Origin of the sequence: Burkholderia sp. AU6039 (assembly GCF_002223365.1) — a bacterium.
GTDB lineage: Bacteria > Pseudomonadota > Gammaproteobacteria > Burkholderiales > Burkholderiaceae > Burkholderia.
Map to the genome: position 1 here is coordinate 842,907 of NZ_NKFK01000003.1, position 16,628 is coordinate 859,534.

At 70.2% G+C, this 16,628-nt stretch carries 20 protein-coding genes; 14 read left to right on the forward strand and 6 right to left on the reverse strand.

The annotated features are described in order from the left end of the window. Positions 1 to 43 precede the first annotated feature (43 nt). On the forward strand, positions 44 to 964 hold the full coding sequence (locus CFB39_RS06605) for a pyridoxal-phosphate dependent enzyme (RefSeq protein ID WP_089472501.1): 921 nt from the start codon (positions 44 to 46) through the stop codon (positions 962 to 964). Positions 965 to 1,329: 365 nt separating this feature from the next. Here CFB39_RS06605 and CFB39_RS06610 read toward each other — a convergent pair whose 3' ends face one another. Both CFB39_RS06610 and CFB39_RS06615 read right to left on the reverse strand, forming a co-directional pair. Then, on the reverse strand, positions 1,330 to 2,442 hold the full coding sequence (locus tag CFB39_RS06610; protein ID WP_089473234.1) for a DUF2242 domain-containing protein: 1,113 nt from the start codon (positions 2,440 to 2,442) through the stop codon (positions 1,330 to 1,332). Between the two features lie 115 nt (positions 2,443 to 2,557). After that, entirely contained in the window at positions 2,558 to 3,451 is an 894-nt protein-coding gene (locus CFB39_RS06615; protein ID WP_089472502.1) for a LysR family transcriptional regulator, read from the reverse strand. 109 nt (positions 3,452 to 3,560) lie between these two features. Between CFB39_RS06615 and CFB39_RS06620 the strand changes: the two genes are divergently transcribed. Both CFB39_RS06620 and CFB39_RS06625 read left to right on the forward strand, forming a co-directional pair. Further along, the gene (locus tag CFB39_RS06620; RefSeq protein ID WP_089472503.1) at positions 3,561 to 4,316 is read left to right on the forward strand and encodes a TerC family protein; all 756 of its coding nucleotides are present in this window, start codon (positions 3,561 to 3,563) and stop codon (positions 4,314 to 4,316) included. A 93-nt stretch (positions 4,317 to 4,409) separates the two neighbouring features. Then, positions 4,410 to 4,745, forward strand: a complete 336-nt coding sequence (locus CFB39_RS06625; protein WP_089472504.1) for a zf-TFIIB domain-containing protein — start codon at positions 4,410 to 4,412, stop codon at positions 4,743 to 4,745. Between the two features lie 87 nt (positions 4,746 to 4,832). Here CFB39_RS06625 and CFB39_RS06630 read toward each other — a convergent pair whose 3' ends face one another. Both CFB39_RS06630 and CFB39_RS06635 read right to left on the reverse strand, forming a co-directional pair. Next, complete coding sequence (locus CFB39_RS06630; RefSeq protein ID WP_089472505.1) at positions 4,833 to 5,243, reverse strand: Hsp20/alpha crystallin family protein; 411 nt, start codon at positions 5,241 to 5,243, stop codon at positions 4,833 to 4,835. A gap of 16 nt (positions 5,244 to 5,259) precedes the next feature. Beyond that, the gene (locus CFB39_RS06635; RefSeq protein WP_089430871.1) at positions 5,260 to 5,700 is read right to left on the reverse strand and encodes an Hsp20/alpha crystallin family protein; all 441 of its coding nucleotides are present in this window, start codon (positions 5,698 to 5,700) and stop codon (positions 5,260 to 5,262) included. A gap of 247 nt (positions 5,701 to 5,947) precedes the next feature. Here CFB39_RS06635 and CFB39_RS06640 point away from each other — a divergent pair, with 247 nt between their 5' ends. Further along, positions 5,948 to 6,865, forward strand: a complete 918-nt coding sequence (locus CFB39_RS06640) for a 3-hydroxyacyl-CoA dehydrogenase NAD-binding domain-containing protein (protein WP_089472506.1) — start codon at positions 5,948 to 5,950, stop codon at positions 6,863 to 6,865. Positions 6,866 to 6,899: 34 nt separating this feature from the next. Here the strand turns inward: CFB39_RS06640 and CFB39_RS06645 are convergent, their stop codons facing one another. After that, entirely contained in the window at positions 6,900 to 7,184 is a 285-nt protein-coding gene (locus tag CFB39_RS06645; RefSeq protein ID WP_089472507.1) for a DUF4148 domain-containing protein, read from the reverse strand. 161 nt (positions 7,185 to 7,345) lie between these two features. Then, positions 7,346 to 8,194 (reverse strand): LysR substrate-binding domain-containing protein, encoded by an 849-nt coding sequence (locus CFB39_RS06650; RefSeq protein ID WP_085040476.1) that lies wholly within the window; start codon positions 8,192 to 8,194, stop codon positions 7,346 to 7,348. Between the two features lie 329 nt (positions 8,195 to 8,523). Here CFB39_RS06650 and madL point away from each other — a divergent pair, with 329 nt between their 5' ends. From madL to CFB39_RS06700, 10 genes are all read left to right on the forward strand, one after another. Further along, positions 8,524 to 8,919, forward strand: a complete 396-nt coding sequence (madL, locus tag CFB39_RS06655; protein ID WP_089472508.1) for a malonate transporter subunit MadL — start codon at positions 8,524 to 8,526, stop codon at positions 8,917 to 8,919. Positions 8,920 to 8,930: 11 nt separating this feature from the next. After that, a complete protein-coding gene (madM, locus tag CFB39_RS06660; RefSeq protein ID WP_027784056.1) occupies positions 8,931 to 9,698 on the forward strand; it encodes a malonate transporter subunit MadM in 768 nt (255 codons plus the stop codon). 134 nt (positions 9,699 to 9,832) lie between these two features. Continuing rightward, on the forward strand, positions 9,833 to 11,479 hold the full coding sequence (gene mdcA, locus CFB39_RS06665; RefSeq protein WP_089472509.1) for a malonate decarboxylase subunit alpha: 1,647 nt from the start codon (positions 9,833 to 9,835) through the stop codon (positions 11,477 to 11,479). Between the two features lie 10 nt (positions 11,480 to 11,489). Continuing rightward, complete coding sequence (gene mdcC, locus CFB39_RS06670; protein ID WP_047900325.1) at positions 11,490 to 11,804, forward strand: malonate decarboxylase acyl carrier protein; 315 nt, start codon at positions 11,490 to 11,492, stop codon at positions 11,802 to 11,804. Then, positions 11,801 to 12,745: a biotin-independent malonate decarboxylase subunit beta gene (locus tag CFB39_RS06675; protein WP_089472510.1), complete on the forward strand. Its 945-nt coding sequence runs from the start codon at positions 11,801 to 11,803 to the stop codon at positions 12,743 to 12,745. Before mdcC ends, CFB39_RS06675 begins: the two co-directional genes overlap by 4 nt. Then, complete coding sequence (gene mdcE, locus CFB39_RS06680; RefSeq protein WP_089472511.1) at positions 12,732 to 13,439, forward strand: biotin-independent malonate decarboxylase subunit gamma; 708 nt, start codon at positions 12,732 to 12,734, stop codon at positions 13,437 to 13,439. The genes CFB39_RS06675 and mdcE overlap by 14 nt, the downstream gene beginning before the upstream one ends. Then, positions 13,426 to 14,094, forward strand: a complete 669-nt coding sequence (gene mdcG / locus CFB39_RS06685) for a malonate decarboxylase holo-[acyl-carrier-protein] synthase (RefSeq protein ID WP_089472512.1) — start codon at positions 13,426 to 13,428, stop codon at positions 14,092 to 14,094. Before mdcE ends, mdcG begins: the two co-directional genes overlap by 14 nt. After that, entirely contained in the window at positions 14,091 to 14,957 is an 867-nt protein-coding gene (gene mdcB, locus CFB39_RS06690) for a triphosphoribosyl-dephospho-CoA synthase MdcB (protein WP_089472513.1), read from the forward strand. Before mdcG ends, mdcB begins: the two co-directional genes overlap by 4 nt. After that, a complete protein-coding gene (mdcH, locus tag CFB39_RS06695; protein ID WP_089472514.1) occupies positions 14,954 to 15,886 on the forward strand; it encodes a malonate decarboxylase subunit epsilon in 933 nt (310 codons plus the stop codon). Before mdcB ends, mdcH begins: the two co-directional genes overlap by 4 nt. Positions 15,887 to 16,003: 117 nt before the next feature. Then, on the forward strand, positions 16,004 to 16,525 hold the full coding sequence (locus tag CFB39_RS06700) for a phospholipase D-like domain-containing protein (RefSeq protein WP_089472515.1): 522 nt from the start codon (positions 16,004 to 16,006) through the stop codon (positions 16,523 to 16,525). The last annotated feature ends 103 nt before the right edge of the window (positions 16,526 to 16,628 follow it).

Below are 16,628 nucleotides of genomic sequence, written 5' to 3' on the forward strand. Positions count from 1 at the left end.
GTCGCGTGCGTTCCCCCGTTCCCTCCGTTCCCATTGGTCCCTCATGCCGCTTCATATCCCGACCCCTTATCTTTGCTCGCCAATCGCATCCCGCCGGCTCGGCAGGACCATCCGGCTGAAGCTCGATGCGCTGCAGCCGTCGGGCTCGTTCAAGCTGCGCGGCATCGGCGCCGTCTGCGAAGCGCGGCACGCGGCCGGCGCGCGGCGCTTCGTGTCGTCGTCGGGCGGCAACGCGGGCATCGCGGTCGCGTATTGCGGCCGCGAGCTCGGCGTGCCGGTGCTCGTCGTCGTACCGGAAAGCGCGTCGGCCCGTGCGCGCGAGCTGATCCGCGTCGAGGGCGCCGAGCTCGTCGTGCACGGGGCGAGCTGGGCCGAGGCGAATGCGTTCGCGCAGTCGGCGCTCGGCGAGCACGATGCGTTCGTGCATCCGTTCGACGATCGCGTGCTGTGGCAGGGCCACGCGACGATGATCGACGAGATGGCGGCGGCCGGCCCGAAGCCCGACGCGATCGTGCTCGCGGTCGGCGGCGGCGGGCTGCTGTGCGGCGTGCTCGAAGGGCTGGCGCGCAACGGCTGGCACGACGTGCCGGTGGTCGCGGCCGAAACGGCGGGCGCCGACTGCTATGCGCGCTCGCTCACGCAGGGGCATGGGGTCGAATTGCCGGCGATCACGAGCATCGCGACGTCGCTCGGCGCGAAGCGGCCGTGCGACGCGGCGGTCGAATGGGCCGCGCGACACGAGATTCACCCGGTTGTCGTGTCCGATGCCGAGGCGGTGGCCGCCTCGCTGCGTTTCCTCGACGAGCACCGGATCGTCGTCGAGCCCGCGTGCGGCGCCGCGCTGGCCGCGCTCGAGCGGCCAGTGGCCGGGCTCGCGTCGGCGAAGGAGATCGCCGTGATCGTCTGCGGCGGCGTGACGGCGACCGTCGAGCAGATGCAGACGCTGCGTGCGACGTTGCGGTAGGCGGGGCGGCTGGCGCTAGCCGGTTTGTCGTGGGACGGCCGGATGGTGGTCGACGACGGATCTCTCTGCGATCGTCTGCGGTGACGTGACGGCGACCGTCGAGCCGATGCAGACGCTGCGTGCGGCGATGCAGAAGGCGGGGCAGCCGGCGCTGGCTGGCCTGTCGGATGACGGCCGGACGGCAGCCGATCCCGGCGAACGTCGGCATCGGCTGCGCATACACCGTCGCGAAGCATCGAAGCAACGTCAGTGACGCAACGGGTATGCAGCCGGCGGCGCGGAGATTCCCGTGATGAATGAGAGAGAAGTGTGCGTATCGTCGCGCGGCGTCGGATAGGGCCCGGCGCGACGATACGGACGGCCGGTCAGTGTGCGGCCGGTGCGCTCGCGCCGGACGGTGCGGACGAGGCGACGGGGTTGGCGGCGGCAGGCGCGGGCGATGCGCTCGACGGTGCCGATGCCGATACGGGGGCCGAAGCGGTGGGTGCCGGCGCCGGTGCGACCGGTGTTGGTGTTGCAGCGGCCGGTGCCGAAGCGGCCGGCGCCGATGCCGGGCCGGAAGCGGATGCAGGCGCGGAAGCCGGCACGGAAGCCGAAACCGGCGCGGATGCCGATCCGGACGCCGGAGCGGGCGTCGACGACGCGGCCGCTGCAGGCGCTCCACCCGAAGCCGATACCGACCCCGCACCCGACGCCGCCACCGGCGCGGCAGCCCGCATTGCCGCCGGCGCGACCACGGCCGACGCCGCGGCCGGCACGGCGTTCGCCCCCGACTCGGGCGCGACCGCCGGCAACGAAAGCGGCACCGGCGCCGCGGGCGGCGTCGGCACGACCGGGGTCGTCATCTTCATCGGCTCGCCTTGCGGCGTCGGCGCGGGTTCGGGCAGCGGCGCGACGGGTTCCTTCTCGGCGGCCTTGACGGTCGCGCGGTCGCGGCGGGCCGGGTCGATCTTCAGGAAATGCTCGACGAGATTGAAGAAGCGCTCATAGAACACGCCGGCGGGAATCGTCTCGCTGGCGGTCTTGACGAGCGCGTCGTCGCTCGACCCGATCGGCAGCGACAGCGAGCCGAACACGCTCAAGCCGACACTGGCCGACGTATTCGACTTCTTCAGCGTATAGCGATCCTGCACCGCGTTCACGTACGCGATGCTCGACGTGCCGTCCGCGTTCGCGTCCGCGCACACGACGTGAAACTCGATCACGACGTGCATGTCGTTGTTCGGCTGGAAATTCTTGCTGCCGTCGACCGCATCGTTGCGCGACGACGACACCACATAGCCCTGGCTCAGCAGCGCGCGCCGCGCGGCCTCGCAGGCTGCGTCGGATTTCGAGTGGAACGTGTGCGCGTACGGGCTGCTGGTCGCGTCGAACTGTTCCTGCTGGTAGATCGGCTTGGGCGGCGACGAGCACGCCGCCAGCACGGTCGCGGCCGCGAGCGCGCACGAAACGGAAAACAGGCGAAATCGGTTGTGCATGGCGTCTTTCAGAAGGCTTGGCGAGAGGCCGCGCAACGGCGGTGCCTGGATGAAGCGCGCGGCAATCTCGTAAGGCCGGGGCGTCATTATAGTTTCGTTTGATGTCGCGCTCGCTTCAGTCGGCCGAAGCGCCGCGTGCCGCGGCCAGCAATCGCGACGTCAGCGGATGGTGTTCGCCGCGCCGCGAGCGGATCGCGTGGATCTCCTCGGTCACGTCGCCGGCACGCCCGAGCCGCCGCAATCCGCGCAGCAGCGACGCGTCGTTCGCGCCGAGTTCGCTCAGCGGGAACACGCCGAGCCCGCGCGCGGCAAACACGGCCATCAGCGCGCTGTCCTCGAATTCCCCGGCCACGCGCGGCACGATCCGTTCACCTTCCAGCCACAGGTCGAGGCGCGCGCGCAGCGCCGAATGCGCGGTCGGCAACAGCACGGGCAGGTCGGCGAGGCACTGTGGAAAGTGCTGCCGCGCGGCCGGCGTGACGAGCGCCGCGGGGCCATACCAGTCGACCGGCGACGCGACGAGCCGCTCGCTCGTCACCCGCAGGTTCGAGCCGGACGGCGCGCCCTGGCCGGCCAGCACCAGGTCGAGATGATGCAGCGCCAGCTCCGCGAGCAGCGCATCGTGCTCGCCTTCGTGGCACAGCAGCCGCAGCGTGGGCGTATCCAGCACGGGGGCAAGGAGCGCGTGCGCGGCGAGCTTGGAGATGCCGTCCGCGAGGCCGACCGCGAGCCGCACGGTCGGCTGGCTGGCCGCCGCGCGCACTTCGTCGGGGATCAGCCGCCCCATCTCGAAGATCACCTCCGCGCGCGCAAACGCGGCCTGGCCGGCGTCGGTCATCGTGACGCCGCGCCCGGCCGGGCGCAATAACTGGTGCCCGAGCGCTTTTTCGAGTTCGCGCACCTGCGCGCTGATGGTCTGCACGGCCATGTCGAGCCGCGCGGCCGCGCGCGCGAAGCCGCCTTCCTTCACGACGACCCAGAAGTAGTACAGATGTCGGAAATTGAGCATCGGAGCGAAATTTCGGAAAAACCGAACCAAAAATCAGATTCTCTCTGATTTTTCCGAAGTTCGGGGCGGCCTATGATCTGGCTTTCCACTTTCGTATCGGCCCCATCTCATGGACTACCTGCTGACGCTTGCCGTTGACCCCGCCGTCTGGGCGGCGCTCCTGACGCTCGTCGTGATGGAAGTCGTGCTCGGCATCGACAACCTGATCTTCATCTCGATCCTCAGCAACAAGCTGCCCGAGGCGCAGCGCGCCCGCACGCAGCGCCTCGGCATCGCGCTCGCGCTGGTGATGCGCCTCGCGCTGCTCGGCAGCGTCGCATGGATCGCGAGCCTCACCGAACCCGTGTTCACGCTGTTCGACCATGCGTTCTCGTGGCGCGACCTGATCCTGCTGTCGGGCGGCCTGTTCCTCGTGTGGAAGGCGACCACCGAGATCCATCACCACGTGTCGCGCGACGATGAAGGCGCGGGCGGTTCGGGCGGGGCGGTCGGCCTGACGATGTGGGCCGCGATCGGCCAGATCGTGATGCTCGACATCGTGTTCTCGATCGACAGCATCGTGACCGCGATCGGCATGACCGAGCACGTGCCGATCATGTTCGTCGCCGTGATCGTCGCCGTCGCCGTGATGCTGTTCGCTGCACAGCCGCTCGCACGCTTCATCGACCGCAACCCGACCATCGTGATGCTCGCGCTGTCGTTCCTGGTCGTGATCGGCATGACGCTGATCGCCGAAGGTTTCGGCTCGCACGTGCCGAAGGGCTATATCTACGCGGCAATGGCGTTCTCGGCTTTCGTCGAAGGCATGAACATGCTGGCGCGGCGCGCGAAGGCGAAGCGCTCGGCACCGACGGATGGCCACTGAGCCGGCGCGCGTGACCCGGCTGCCGCGGCGGTGGCCGGCGTCACGTGCGTCATATGGAATCCAGACGAAATTCGCACGGAAAGGAGAAACGCGATGAAATGCCCTGTCTGCAAGACGCCCGACCTGCTGATGGCCGAGCGCCAGTCGATCGAGATCGACTACTGTCCGACCTGCCGCGGCGTGTGGCTCGACCGCGGCGAACTCGACAAGCTGATCGCGCGCGAAACCGGCGACGCGCCCGCGCGCCGCGATGAAGCCGCCGTGCGGCACGATGCGCAAGCACCGCGCGGCCACGACGGCGGATGGGGGCGCGACGCTCGCTCGCACGACAGCCGTGACCGACACGATGGCCGCTCGCACGACGATCGCTACAAGCACGACGGCCAGCGTCGCAAGAAATCGGTGTTCGACCTGTTCGACTTCGACTGATTACGCCGCATGGCGCAAAAAAGCCCCGCCGGGCGCGTACCCGGCGGGGCTTCTTCATGCGTGCGGGATCACGGCACGCACCAATGCTTACGCGTTGCCGGCCGTCACGTCGATGCGGCGCGGACGCGTTTCCTCGCGGCGCGGAATCGTCAGCGTCAGCACGCCGTCGCGCAGGTTCGCGTCGATCCTCGCCGTGTCGAGGTCCGGGCTCAGCACGAAGCTGCGCGCATAGCGCGTCGCGCGGATTTCGGCGTGGCGCACGCGCAGGTCGGCCGGCGTGTCGAGACGCGTGTCGGCTTCGATCGTCAGCGTGTTGTCGTGCACCTTCACGTCGAGGTTCTCGCGCGGCACACCGGGCAGGTCGGCCCGCAGCGTGACGCCGAGATGATCCTCGACGATGTCGACGGCCGGCGTGATGGCGGGCCGGCGGGCCGCTTCGGCGGCAGCGGGGTGGACGGTTTGGGTCTGACGCTCGGCCAGGGTCGGGTTCGCATTCATGTCGGTATCCTGAATATTATTGAATGGTGATCGCACGCGGCTTCGATGCCTCGCGCCGGCCGACGCGAATCAGCAGGCAGCCGTTTTCGTAGCGGGCGCTGACCTGGTCGGGATCCGCGTCCCGCGGCAGCTCGACGACACGGCGGAATGCGCCGTGAAAGCGTTCCTGCGCATAGGTGCGCAGATCGTCGCCCTCGCCGCGCGGTGCGGGCTTGCGCTCGCCGCTGATCGTCAGCAGGTCCTTGTCGATCGACACGTCGAAATCGGCCGCGGCCATGCCGGGTGCGAACGCGACGATCTCGATCGCGCCGTCGGTGGCGCCGACGTTGAGCGCGGGAAAGGCGCCGGGCCGTACCGCGCGAATGCCGGCCGGACGATCGCCGAGCAGGCTGGCCACTTGCCGCTGCACGCGGGCGAATTCGTCGAACAGGTCGCTGCCGAAATGGATACCGCTCATGTTGGTCCTCCTGAACAGGGAACGCGGGAGACGTGACGGCGCGACGCCTGCGGCGGGCGCGTCGTGGAAGCTCCACTGGGTCGAAACGGGGGCGGTGCGCTGCATGCTGCACTGCCCGACGACGTGTAATTAGTGGCAGCCGAAGCGCATTTCAAGAGGGAGTCCGCAATCTGCGTCAATGCAGGCCCGCGCGATTCGATGCGACAATCGCCGCGATCTGTTTGCAGACCAACGACACGGGACAATCATGGACATTCGACGCATCGCGATCGTCGGCGCCGGCGTGATCGGCGCGAGCTGGGCCGCCTTCTATCTGACGCAGGGCTTCGACGTCGTCGCGACCGATCCGGCGCCGCACGCCGACACGCGATTGCGCGACGCGCTGGCCGCGTTTCTCGGCGACCGGGCCGCCGAACTTTCCGCGCGGCTGTGGTTCGACGCCGAGCTCGTGCGTGCACTCGACGGCGTCGACTTCGTGCAGGAGAACGGGCCGGAGCGGCTTGACCTGAAGCGCGAGCTGTACCGGCAGATGGACGACGTGCTGCCCGCGCACGTGCCGATCGCGTCGAGCTCGTCGGGCCTGAAGATGTCGGACATCCAGACCGCGTGCGACAAGCATCCGGAGCGTTGCCTGATCGCGCATCCGTTCAATCCGCCGCACCTGATTCCGCTCGTCGAGCTGGTCGGCGGCGATGCCACCAGCCAGGACGTGATCGCGCGCGTGAAGGATTTCTACGATGCGCTCGGCAAGCAGACGATCGTCCTCAACAAGGAGATGACCGGCCACGTCGCGAACCGGCTCGCGGCCGCGCTGTTCCGCGAGGTGTATCACCTCGTCGGCGAAGGCGTCGTGAGCGTGGCCGATGCGGACAAGGCCGTCGCATGGGGGCCCGGCCTGCGCTGGGGGTTGATGGGGCAATGCCTGACCTATCACCTCGGCGGCGGCGCGGGCGGGATCGCGCACTTTCTCGAGCACCTGTCGGGGCCGATCACGAGCTGGTGGGACGATCTCGGCACGCCGTCATTCGATCCGGACGTCGATCGCAAGCTGAACGACGCATTGCGCACGATCCAGGGCGAGCACTCGATGCAGGAACTCGCGGCCGAACGCGACCGCCTGCTCGTCGAACTGATCGACGCGCGGCGCCGCAGCTTCCTGCCGTGATCCTGATTGCGTTGCGCCGGCGCGGCGGCGCCGGTCATTGCTGCGACGTCGCCTGGCTGGCGGGCGGCGTGTGGGCCAGCCACGCCGGGCTCACGGCCTGCACGAGTTCGCGGTTGCGCGAACGTGTCGCGGCGTCCGGCGGGTAGTTGCCGTCGTTGGTCGGCAGTTCGCCGTCGAGATAGGCCTGCTTGAGCTGGTCGATGACTTCCGCGCGTGTCAGGCCCTGTTGTGCCGGGGCCGAAGCGTCGGTCTGGGCAAAGGCGGGGGAGAGCAAGGCGGCTGCAGCGGTCGCGACGGCGAATCGCACGACGTTGTTCATGGCGGGCTCCGATCAAGGGGACGGGTACCGGACGCGCGCGGCGGCTGGCCGTGCGTTCCGATGGGTCCCATTGTCGCGAGCGGGTGCTGCGCGGACGATGACGCGTTCCGGGCAAAGCTGTCAGGTGCGGGATCCCCGTGTGTGGGTCGCGCCAGGCGCGGCTACAACTCCGACGCGGCAGTAATCAGCGTCGCTTCGAGTGCGAGCGTCGAACGCGACGCGGCCGTCGGCCGGTCGATCACGTATTCGAGTTCGCCGAGTTCGGGCAGCCCGGCGTCGAGCCGTGCGAGCCCGGCCGGGATCACGTAGCCGGCGAACGCGCTGACGCCGAGCCCCGCGCTCGCGGCGGCGCGCAACACCGCGACGCTGCTGCTCACGACCGCGATCCGGTACGGCCGCCCGACGGCCTCGAGCGATTCGAGCACGCGGCGGCGCGACACGCTCGGCTCCGGATGCATCGCAAGCGGCAGCACGGCCTCATGGCCGGTGATCCGCGAATCGGGGCCCGTGCACCAGTACAGCGGCTCGCTGCGGATCACGCGGCCGCGCCGGCTGCCGGCGATGCGCTTCGCGAACACGAGATCGTGCCGCCCCTCGTCGAGCGCGTCGAACAGGTCGCCCGACAGCCCGGTCGAGATCGCGAGCTCGACTTCCGGATTGCGCTGCACGAAGCTCGCGAGCGCGGCCGTCAGGTGCGCCGACGCGAAATCCTCCGACATCGCGAGCCGCACCTTGCCCGACAGCGGCGGCCCGCACACCGACGTGACGGCCTCGTCCATCAGTTCGAGAATGCGCACCGCGTAGCGGAACAGCGCGTCGCCGTGCTGCGACAGGTGCACGTTGCGCGTGTCGCGTTCGAACAGCGGCCGGTCGAGCAGCTCCTCGAGGCGGCGGATATGCTGGCTGACGGTCGACTGCGACAGGCTCACGCGCTCGGACGCGGCGGTGAAGCTGCCGGACTGGGCGACGGCGACGAAGCTGCGCAGGAGCTCGGGCGGTAACGGGCGCATTGCTAAATCCACTGAATCGGTTTCGACAACTTCATAAATGGCCGGATTATGCGGCGCTAGTATCGGATCACGCGCCAGTGCGGCCTCCGCCAATGGGGGGCACCGGACGCGTAGCCCGTGTCGCGCCGCCGATGGTATCGGTCAGTCTAAGCCATCCGGCGTCCGGCCCGAACCCGCATCATCCCATCGACCCCGAGAACGCGCTCGCACGACGAGCCGCCGGGCCGCGGCGCCCCGCCGCAGGAGACAGACAGTCCGCCCGGGATCGGCGTGCGGGCCTGGCTCCCGCACGCGTCAGGCGCCCGTCACGAAGAGACTGGAGACGACTCATGATCATCTACGGAACCGCGCTGCTGGCGTTCTGCCACCTGGCCGGACTGTTCCTCGGCGACCTGCTCGGCAGCGCGATCGGCGTGAAGACCAACGTCGGCGGCGTCGGCATCGCGATGCTGCTGCTGATCTGCCTGCGCCTGTGGCTGCACCGCCGCGGCTGGCTGCCGAAGGAGACCGAGGCCGGCGTCGGTTTCTGGGGCGCGATGTACATTCCCGTCGTCGTCGCGATGGCCGCGAACCAGAACGTCGTCGCCGCGCTGAAGGGCGGCCCGGTCGCGCTGCTGGCCGCCGTCGGCGCGGTCGCGATCTGCGCATGCTGCATCGCGGTACTCGTGCGCACCGGGCGCGACGACACGGCCTTCGCGGGCGTGCCGCAATTCGAAGAACGGTAACGGAGGCCGCCATGCTGCAGATGCTCGAAAAAACCGTCGCCCACAACGGGCTCGTCGCGTCGTTCGCGCTGGTCGGCCTGATCATGTGGCTGTCGTCGATCGCGTCGCGCAAGCTCACGTTCGGCCGCGTGCATGGCTCCGCGATCGCGATCGTGATCGGTCTCGTGCTGGCCTATGTCGGCGGCGCATTCACCGGCGGCGAGAAGGGGCTGGCCGACGTCAAGCTGTTCGCCGGCATCGGCCTGATGGGCGGCGCGATGCTGCGCGATTTCGCGATCGTCGCGACCGCGTTCGAAGTGCAGCCGACCGAGGCGCGCAAGGCCGGGCTCGTCGGCGTCGTGTCGCTGCTGCTCGGCACCGTGCTGCCGTTCATCGTCGGCGCGTGCATCGCGCGCGCCTTCGGCTATACCGACGCGGTCAGCATGACGACGATCGGCGCGGGCGCCGTCACCTACATCGTCGGCCCCGTCACGGGCGCGGCGATCGGTGCAAGCTCCGACGTGATCGCGCTCAGCATCGCGACGGGGCTGGTCAAGGCGATCATCGTGATGGTCGGCACGCCGGTCGCGGCCAACTTCATGGGCCTGAAGACACCGCGCTCCGCGATGATCTTCGGCGGCCTGGCCGGCACCGTCAGCGGCGTGAGCGCGGGGCTCGCCGCGACCGACCGACGGCTCGTCCCGTACGGCGCGCTGGTCGCGACGTTCCATACGGGCGTCGGCTGCCTGCTCGGGCCGTCGCTGCTGTTCTTCACGACGCGCGCGCTGGTCGGCGCGTAGGCCCGACCGATGGGCGGCCCGTGCGTGGGCCGTATCCATCGCGGCGTCCTCTGAGTCGCATTCGTCAACATCATCAATCGGCGGCGGCGCCAGGCTTAGAATGCCGCTGAACCATCGAAGCGGGAGAACTGTTCATGACGGGATGGAATCACGCGCGGCAGGCGCGCGATGCACGCCTCGCGGTCGGCGCGGCTTACGCGCAGGGCAAGCGGGTCGATGCGCGCGACACCGTGGCGTTGCTCGAAGCGGTGCTGCGGCCCGGCGACCGCGTCTGCCTCGAAGGCGACAACCAGAAGCAGGCCGACCTGCTCGCCACCGCGCTCGCCGACGTCGACAGCGCGAAGATCCACGACCTGCACATGGTGCAGTCGGGCGTCGTGCTGCCCGAGCATCTCGACGTGTTCGAGCGCGGCATCGCGAAGCGTCTCGACTTCGCGTATTCGGGCCCGCAGTCGCAGCGCATCGCGAAGCTGCTGTTCGGCGGCAAGATCGCGCTCGGCGCGGTGCACACCTATCTCGAGCTGTTCGCACGCTACTTCATCGACCTCACGCCGCAGGTCGCGCTGATCGCCGCGGTCAGCGCCGATCGCGACGGCAATCTCTACACCGGCCCGAACACCGAAGACACGCCGACCGTCGTCGAAGCCACCGCGTTCAAGGACGGCATCGTGATCGCGCAGGTCGACCGCATCGTCGACAAGGTGCCGCGCGTCGACATCCCGGGCGATCGTGTGCACTTCGTCGTCGAGGCAGGCCGGCCGTTCTACGTCGAGCCGCTGTTCACGCGCGATCCGGCGGCGATCACCGAAACGCAGATCCTCACCGCGATGCTCGCGATCAAGGGCATCTACGCGCCGTACGGCATCAAGCGCCTGAACCACGGGATCGGCTTCAACACGGCCGCGATCGAGCTGCTGCTGCCGACCTACGGCGAGAAGCTCGGGCTGAAGGGCAAGGTGTGCTCGCACTGGGCGCTCAATCCGCACCCGACGCTGATTCCCGCGATCGAGTCGGGCTGGGTCGAGCAGATCCACTGCTTCGGCTCGGAAGTCGGGATGGACGACTACATCCGCGCGCGTTCCGACATCTGGTTCACGGGCTCCGACGGGTCGCTGCGCTCGAACCGAGCGTTCTGCCAGACCGCCGGCCTCTATGCGTGCGACATGTTCATCGGCTCGACGCTGCAGATCGACCTGTCCGGCCATTCGTCGACGGTCACGGCCGAGCGTATCGCCGGTTTCGGCGGCGCGCCGAACATGGGCAGCGACGCGCGCGGCCGGCGCCATCCGAGCGAGCCGTGGCTGAAGGCGGGCGCGGAGGCCGACCCCGACACGCCGGCGGCGCTCAGGCGCGGCCGCAAGCTCGTCGTGCAGATCGGCGAGACGTTCGGCGACAAGAACGTGCCGATGTTCGTCGAGAAGCTCGATGCGCTGAAGCTTGCCGACAAGCTGCAGCTCGACCTCGCGCCGATCATGGTCTACGGCGACGACGTCACGCACATCGTCACCGAGGAAGGGATCGCGAACCTGCTGATGTGCCGCGACAAGGACGAACGCGAGCACGCGATCCGCGGCGTCGCCGGCTATACGGAAATCGGCCGCGGCCGCGACCGGAAGATGGTCGAGCGGCTGCGCGAACGCGGCGTGATCCGTCGCCCGGAGGATCTCGGCATCGATCCGCTCGACGCCGACCGCCGCTGGCTCGCCGCGCGTTCGATCAAGGATCTCGTGCACTGGTCGGGCGGCCTGTATGCGCCGCCGGCCCGGTTCCGCAACTGGTAAGGACAAGGGCATGGAACAGTTGAACTATCGCTTCACCGCGCGCGAGCGCGCGAAAGGCGAGCAGGCCGCGGCGCTCGTCGGCGTGGTGGCATCCGGCAATCTCGAAGTACTCGTCGAACGCGTGCTGCCGGGCAACGAATGCGAGATCGACATCCGCACGGCGGCGGTCGGGTTCGGCGCGGTGTGGCAGGCCGTCGTCGCGGATTTCGTCGAGCGGCGCACGCCGGGCGGCCTGAAGCTGTCGATCAACGACGGCGGCGCGCGGCCCGACATGGTGTCGCTGCGGCTCGCGCAAGCGGTGCGGGCGATCGAGGGGGACGCATGATGAACGACGCGATCCACGATACGCGCGATACGCCCGCGTTCGTCGCGAACGCCGCGAGCTGGTACGAAGCATCGGCGCGGCAGCGCATCGACGGGCTGCTGGACGCCGGCAGTTTCAGCGAATTCCTGGGCCCGGCCGAGCGTGTGACGAGCCCGCACCTGCCGCTGTTCGACCTGCCGCAGCAGTTCGACGACGGGATGGTGGTCGGCCACGGCCGGCTCGATGGCCAGCCGGTGTTCGTCGCCGCGCAGGAAGGCCGCTTCATGGGCGGCGCGTTCGGCGAAGTGCACGGCGCGAAGCTCACCGGGCTGCTGCGTGCCGCGCGCGACACCGGCAAGCCGGTGCTGATCCTGTTCGATACGGGCGGCGTGCGGCTGCAGGAGGCGAACGCGGGCGAACTCGCGATCGCCGAGATCATGCGCGCGCTCGTCGAAGCGCGCGCGGCCGGCGTGCCGGTGATCGGTCTGATCGGCGGGCGTGCGGGCTGCTACGGCGGCGGCGGGTTGCTCGCCGCGTGCTGCTCGGCGCTCGCGGTATCGGAGCAGGGCCGCATCAGCGTGTCGGGCCCCGAAGTGATCGAGACCAATCGCGGCGTCGAGGAATTCGATGCGAAGGACCGCGCGCTGATCTGGCGCACGATGGGCGGCAAGCACCGACGGCTGATCGGCGGTGCGGATCGCTACGTGGCCGACACGCCCGACGCGTTCCGTGCGGCGGCGCTCGCGCTGATCGGCCGTGCGCCGACGTTCGATGCGGCGATGCTGCGCGCGGAGCAGGCCCGCCTCGAAGCGCGGGTCGAACGGTTCGGCGCGTGCAAGGATGCGCTCGACGTGTGGCGCACGCTCGGTGCAAGCGCGCCGGAAGCGATCCCGGGGATGCCGGACGATGCGTTCGCCACGCTCGCGGACCAACTGCAGGAGAGCCCGCATGACGCTCGATGAAGTATTGAATTCACTGTTCCCGCAAGGCCATTCGATCGCCCGTCACGGCGGGCTGCTGACCGGCCACGCGGAACTGGCCGGCACGCGTGTCGACGTGATCGGCGTCGCCGACCGTTTGCCGTTCGGCATCGACGAGGCGCTGACGCTCGCGTCGCACGTGCTCGACACGATCGCACGCGGCGGCGACACGCCGATCCTCGTGCTGGTCGACAGCGACAGCCAGCGGATGAGCAAGCGCGACGAGCTGCTCGGCCTGAACGAAGGGTTGTCGCATCTCGCGAAGTGCCTGATGCACGCGGATCTCGCCGGGCACCGGACGATCGGCGTGCTGTATGGCCACACGGCCGCGGGCGCCTTCATCGCGACCGCGCTCGCGACCCGCACGCTGCTCGCGGTGCCGGGCGCGGAGCCGGAGGTGATGGACCTGCCGTCGATGTCGCGCGTGACCAAGCTGCCGATCGACGTGCTGAAGGAGATGTCGCGCTCGACGCCGGTGTTCGCGCCGGGGCTCGACAATCTCGTGAAGATGGGCGCCGTCGACGCCGTGCTCGATCCGGCCCGCGCGCTTGACGCGCAGGTCGTTGAATGGCTCGGCAAGCCGGCCGACCGCGTCGACCGGCGTGCGTCACGCGGCCGGCCGGTTGCCGCCGATGTCGCCCAGCGCGTCGAGGCACTCGCGCGTGCCGCACGTTGAGCTGCCGCTGCGCCGCCACACGCTCGTCACGCTGACGGCGGCGGGGTGGGGCGCGGCATTCGCGCGCGATCCCGCGCTCGCGGCCGATCCGCTCGTGCAGGCGTGGGCCGAGCGCGGCTGGCCGCTGATCGTGCGTCGCGCGTCGCCCGACGAGGCCGATGCCGGTCGCGTGCCGCTTGGCCTGCCGCTGCCGCCTTCCGCGGGCAAGCGGCGCATCGCGCTGAACGCGGCGGCTGACGCGCTCGCGACGGTCGGCCCGCTACCGGCGTTGTCCGACGTGCTTGTCGCCGCGCCCGACGCATGGCACACGGCGTTGCGCGAACTCGATGCGCTCGGCGTGCGTTACGGCGTGCAGGGCCGCGTGTTCGGCAGCCTCGCATGGCAGGCGCTGACGGGCGAAGCCTACCTGGGGGCGTCGTCCGATCTCGACATCGTGTTCCCGCTGCCGGACCCTGCATCGCTCGCGCCGCTGCTCGACGGCCTCGCGGCGATCGACGCGCGCGCGCCGATGCGCATCGACGGCGAACTGCTGCGCGATGATGGCGCGGGCGTCAACTGGCGCGAACTGCACACGCGGCAGCCTGAAGTCGCGGTCAAGACCGCGATCACCGTCGAACTGATGCCGGCCGACGCATTCATCGGAGGTATGCGATGAGTGCATGGGCTGCCTGCCGCGTACCGGCGCCGTCCGAAGCCGAGCGCATCGCCGAACTGGCCGAGCGCAGCCTCGTGCTCGAAATCGAGACCTATCCGAAGCCGGGGCTCGTCAGTCACGTCGACACCGGCAGTCACACCGACATGGATGCCGCGACGTTCGCCCGCAGCGCCGCCGTGCTGCGGCCGTACTTCGCCGAGTTGGCCGACGCGGGCGCGCGCGATGCGGACATGGCCGTACTGCGCAAGATCGGGCTGCGTGCCGAGCACGCGATGCTCGCCGCGACCGGTGGCGTCAACACGCATCGCGGCGCGATCTTCGGGCTTGGGCTGCTGTGCGCGGCAGCCGGTCGGCGCGCGATGCCGGGGGCCGTGCCGGCCGGAATGACGCTCGGTGCGTTCGTCTCCCGCCGCTGGGGTGCCGAGATCCTCGGCGGCCCGCGCTTGCCCGACAGCCACGGCGAACGCGCGAGCCGCCGCTACGGCGTCGGCGGCGCACGTCGCGAGGCGGCCGACGGTTTCACGACCGTCTATGCGGTCGGGCTGCCCGCGCTGCGTCGCGCGCAGCGTGACCTGCCGGGCGACCCGGAAGCCGCGCGCGTCGATGCGTGCTTCGCGCTGATCGCCGCGCTCGACGATACGAACCTGCTGCACCGGGGCGGGCAGGCCGGCCTCGACTTCGCGCGGGCAACCGCACGCGCGTTCGTGGCACGTGGCGGCGTGCGGGCGCGCGACTGGCGGCTGCGCGCGGCCGCCGCGCATCGGGCGTTCGTGGCACGGCGGCTGAGCCCGGGCGGCGCGGCCGACCTGCTCGCGATGAGCGTCTTCGTCGATGCGCTCGAAGTTGACGAGGGTGCGCGATGACGCTGGCCATCCTCTGTTCGGGGCAGGGCGCGCAGCGCGCCGACATGTTCGACCTGACCGGCACCGCGCCGCAGGCCGACGCGCTGTTCGCGCACGCCGGCCGGCTCCTCGGCGACGATCCGCGCGCGTGGGTCCGGCAGGCCGGGCCGGACGCGCTGCGCGAGAACCGTGCCGCGCAGATTCTCTGCACGGTCCAGGCGCTCGCCGCCGCCGCGCTGCTCGACGCGGTGTGGCCGCGCCGGCGCTGCGTCGCCGGCTACAGCGTCGGCGAAGTCGCGTCGTGGAGCGTCGCGGGGATGATCGAGCCGGACGCCGCGCTCGACCTGGCCGATGCCCGTGCGCGCGCGATGGATGCCGCGAGCGGCGGCGACGAGCGGATGGTGTTCGTACGCGGCCTGACGCGTGCCCAACTCGCGCGGTTGTGCGACGGTCGCGACGCGGCGATCGCGATCGCGAATCCCGGCGACGCGTTCGTGGTCGCGGGGCGGCAGGCCGATGTCGACGCGGTGGCCGACGATGCGTCGCGCGCCGGCGCGCTGCGCGTCGCGCCCGTTTGCGTGCGGATCGCGTCGCACACGCGCCGGCTCGCCGCGGCCGTGCCGGTGTTTCGCGCGTCGCTCGCTGCGACTGACGTGCGGCGGCCGCTGCCCGGCACGCGGCTGTTTTCGGGGATCGATGGCGCATCGGTGCTGGACGTCGACGCCGGGCTAGACAAGCTTGCGCGGCAGATCGCGGAGCCGGTCGAGTGGGCGGCCTGCCTTGCCGCGTGCGTGGAGGCCGGTGCGACCGCGTTCCTCGAGCTTGGTCCCGGCCGCGCGCTGGCCGAGATGGCCGGTGGTGCCTATCCGGCGCTGCCGGCGCGCAGCCTCGCGGATTTCCGCTCCGTCGACGGCGTGGCGAGCTGGCTCTCACGCGTCGCGGCGGGCTGATCGGCCGCATGAAAAACGCGCGCTGACCCGTTCGCCGGGCACCCGTTTTGCGCTGTGTGTTGCGCCGGCGCAGCAGCCTCTCAGGTGGTGCTTGCCACGCGAATTGGCGTCGCTACAATGGCGCCCGCCATGAGACCAGCCGCCTTCCTTCTCGCCGCGCTTTGCTGCGCGGCGAGCGCCCACGCCGCCCAGATTCCGTCCGATGCCGCATCGGTCGGCACATACTTTTCGTATGACAATGCGGCGGCCGACGCGACCGTCGACCTGATCGGGCAGGCACAGCGCCGCGTGCTGCTGGCCGGCTACACGCACGTGCCGCCGGCGGTCGCGAGCGCGCTGCGCGCGGCCCGCGCGCGCGGGGTCGAGGTGCGTGTCGTGCTCGTGCGTTCGCCGCGCGCGGGCCGGTACAGCGGCGCCGGCTATCTGAAAGCTTCCGGTATCGACGTGGCGATCGATTCGCGGCACGGCGATCCCGCGCCGCGCTTCGTGATCGTCGACGACAGCGTCGCGCTGACCACGCTGTCCGAAGGCGCGGCCGCGCATGCGGAAACGGTGAACGTGTTCCAGCGTGCGCCCGAGCTTGCGCAATCCTATGCCCAGTCGTTCTGGCGGCTGTACCGGCAGGCCGGCGGCCTCTGACCCTTTCCGTCGGCGCCGCGCGTGCCGGTGTGACCCTGCTTGCATCGGCGCGGCCGATGAACCATGCTCGTTGACAGGCGCCGACGCGGGTTTCGCGCATCCG

What these genes read in the sequence shown, in the direction of transcription:
- CFB39_RS06605 (WP_089472501.1), top strand. Translation starts at nt 44, where the DNA reads ATGCCGCTTCATATCCCGACCCCTTATCTTTGCTCGCCAATCGCATCC.
- CFB39_RS06610 (WP_089473234.1), bottom strand. Translation starts at nt 2,442, where the DNA reads ATGCACAACCGATTTCGCCTGTTTTCCGTTTCGTGCGCGCTCGCGGCC.
- CFB39_RS06615 (WP_089472502.1), bottom strand. Translation starts at nt 3,451, where the DNA reads ATGCTCAATTTCCGACATCTGTACTACTTCTGGGTCGTCGTGAAGGAA.
- CFB39_RS06620 (WP_089472503.1), top strand. Translation starts at nt 3,561, where the DNA reads ATGGACTACCTGCTGACGCTTGCCGTTGACCCCGCCGTCTGGGCGGCG.
- CFB39_RS06625 (WP_089472504.1), top strand. Translation starts at nt 4,410, where the DNA reads ATGAAATGCCCTGTCTGCAAGACGCCCGACCTGCTGATGGCCGAGCGC.
- CFB39_RS06630 (WP_089472505.1), bottom strand. Translation starts at nt 5,243, where the DNA reads ATGAATGCGAACCCGACCCTGGCCGAGCGTCAGACCCAAACCGTCCAC.
- CFB39_RS06635 (WP_089430871.1), bottom strand. Translation starts at nt 5,700, where the DNA reads ATGAGCGGTATCCATTTCGGCAGCGACCTGTTCGACGAATTCGCCCGC.
- CFB39_RS06640 (WP_089472506.1), top strand. Translation starts at nt 5,948, where the DNA reads ATGGACATTCGACGCATCGCGATCGTCGGCGCCGGCGTGATCGGCGCG.
- CFB39_RS06645 (WP_089472507.1), bottom strand. Translation starts at nt 7,184, where the DNA reads ATGAACAACGTCGTGCGATTCGCCGTCGCGACCGCTGCAGCCGCCTTG.
- CFB39_RS06650 (WP_085040476.1), bottom strand. Translation starts at nt 8,194, where the DNA reads ATGCGCCCGTTACCGCCCGAGCTCCTGCGCAGCTTCGTCGCCGTCGCC.
- madL (WP_089472508.1), top strand. Translation starts at nt 8,524, where the DNA reads ATGATCATCTACGGAACCGCGCTGCTGGCGTTCTGCCACCTGGCCGGA.
- madM (WP_027784056.1), top strand. Translation starts at nt 8,931, where the DNA reads ATGCTGCAGATGCTCGAAAAAACCGTCGCCCACAACGGGCTCGTCGCG.
- mdcA (WP_089472509.1), top strand. Translation starts at nt 9,833, where the DNA reads ATGACGGGATGGAATCACGCGCGGCAGGCGCGCGATGCACGCCTCGCG.
- mdcC (WP_047900325.1), top strand. Translation starts at nt 11,490, where the DNA reads ATGGAACAGTTGAACTATCGCTTCACCGCGCGCGAGCGCGCGAAAGGC.
- CFB39_RS06675 (WP_089472510.1), top strand. Translation starts at nt 11,801, where the DNA reads ATGATGAACGACGCGATCCACGATACGCGCGATACGCCCGCGTTCGTC.
- mdcE (WP_089472511.1), top strand. Translation starts at nt 12,732, where the DNA reads ATGACGCTCGATGAAGTATTGAATTCACTGTTCCCGCAAGGCCATTCG.
- mdcB (WP_089472513.1), top strand. Translation starts at nt 14,091, where the DNA reads ATGAGTGCATGGGCTGCCTGCCGCGTACCGGCGCCGTCCGAAGCCGAG.
- mdcH (WP_089472514.1), top strand. Translation starts at nt 14,954, where the DNA reads ATGACGCTGGCCATCCTCTGTTCGGGGCAGGGCGCGCAGCGCGCCGAC.
- CFB39_RS06700 (WP_089472515.1), top strand. Translation starts at nt 16,004, where the DNA reads ATGGCGCCCGCCATGAGACCAGCCGCCTTCCTTCTCGCCGCGCTTTGC.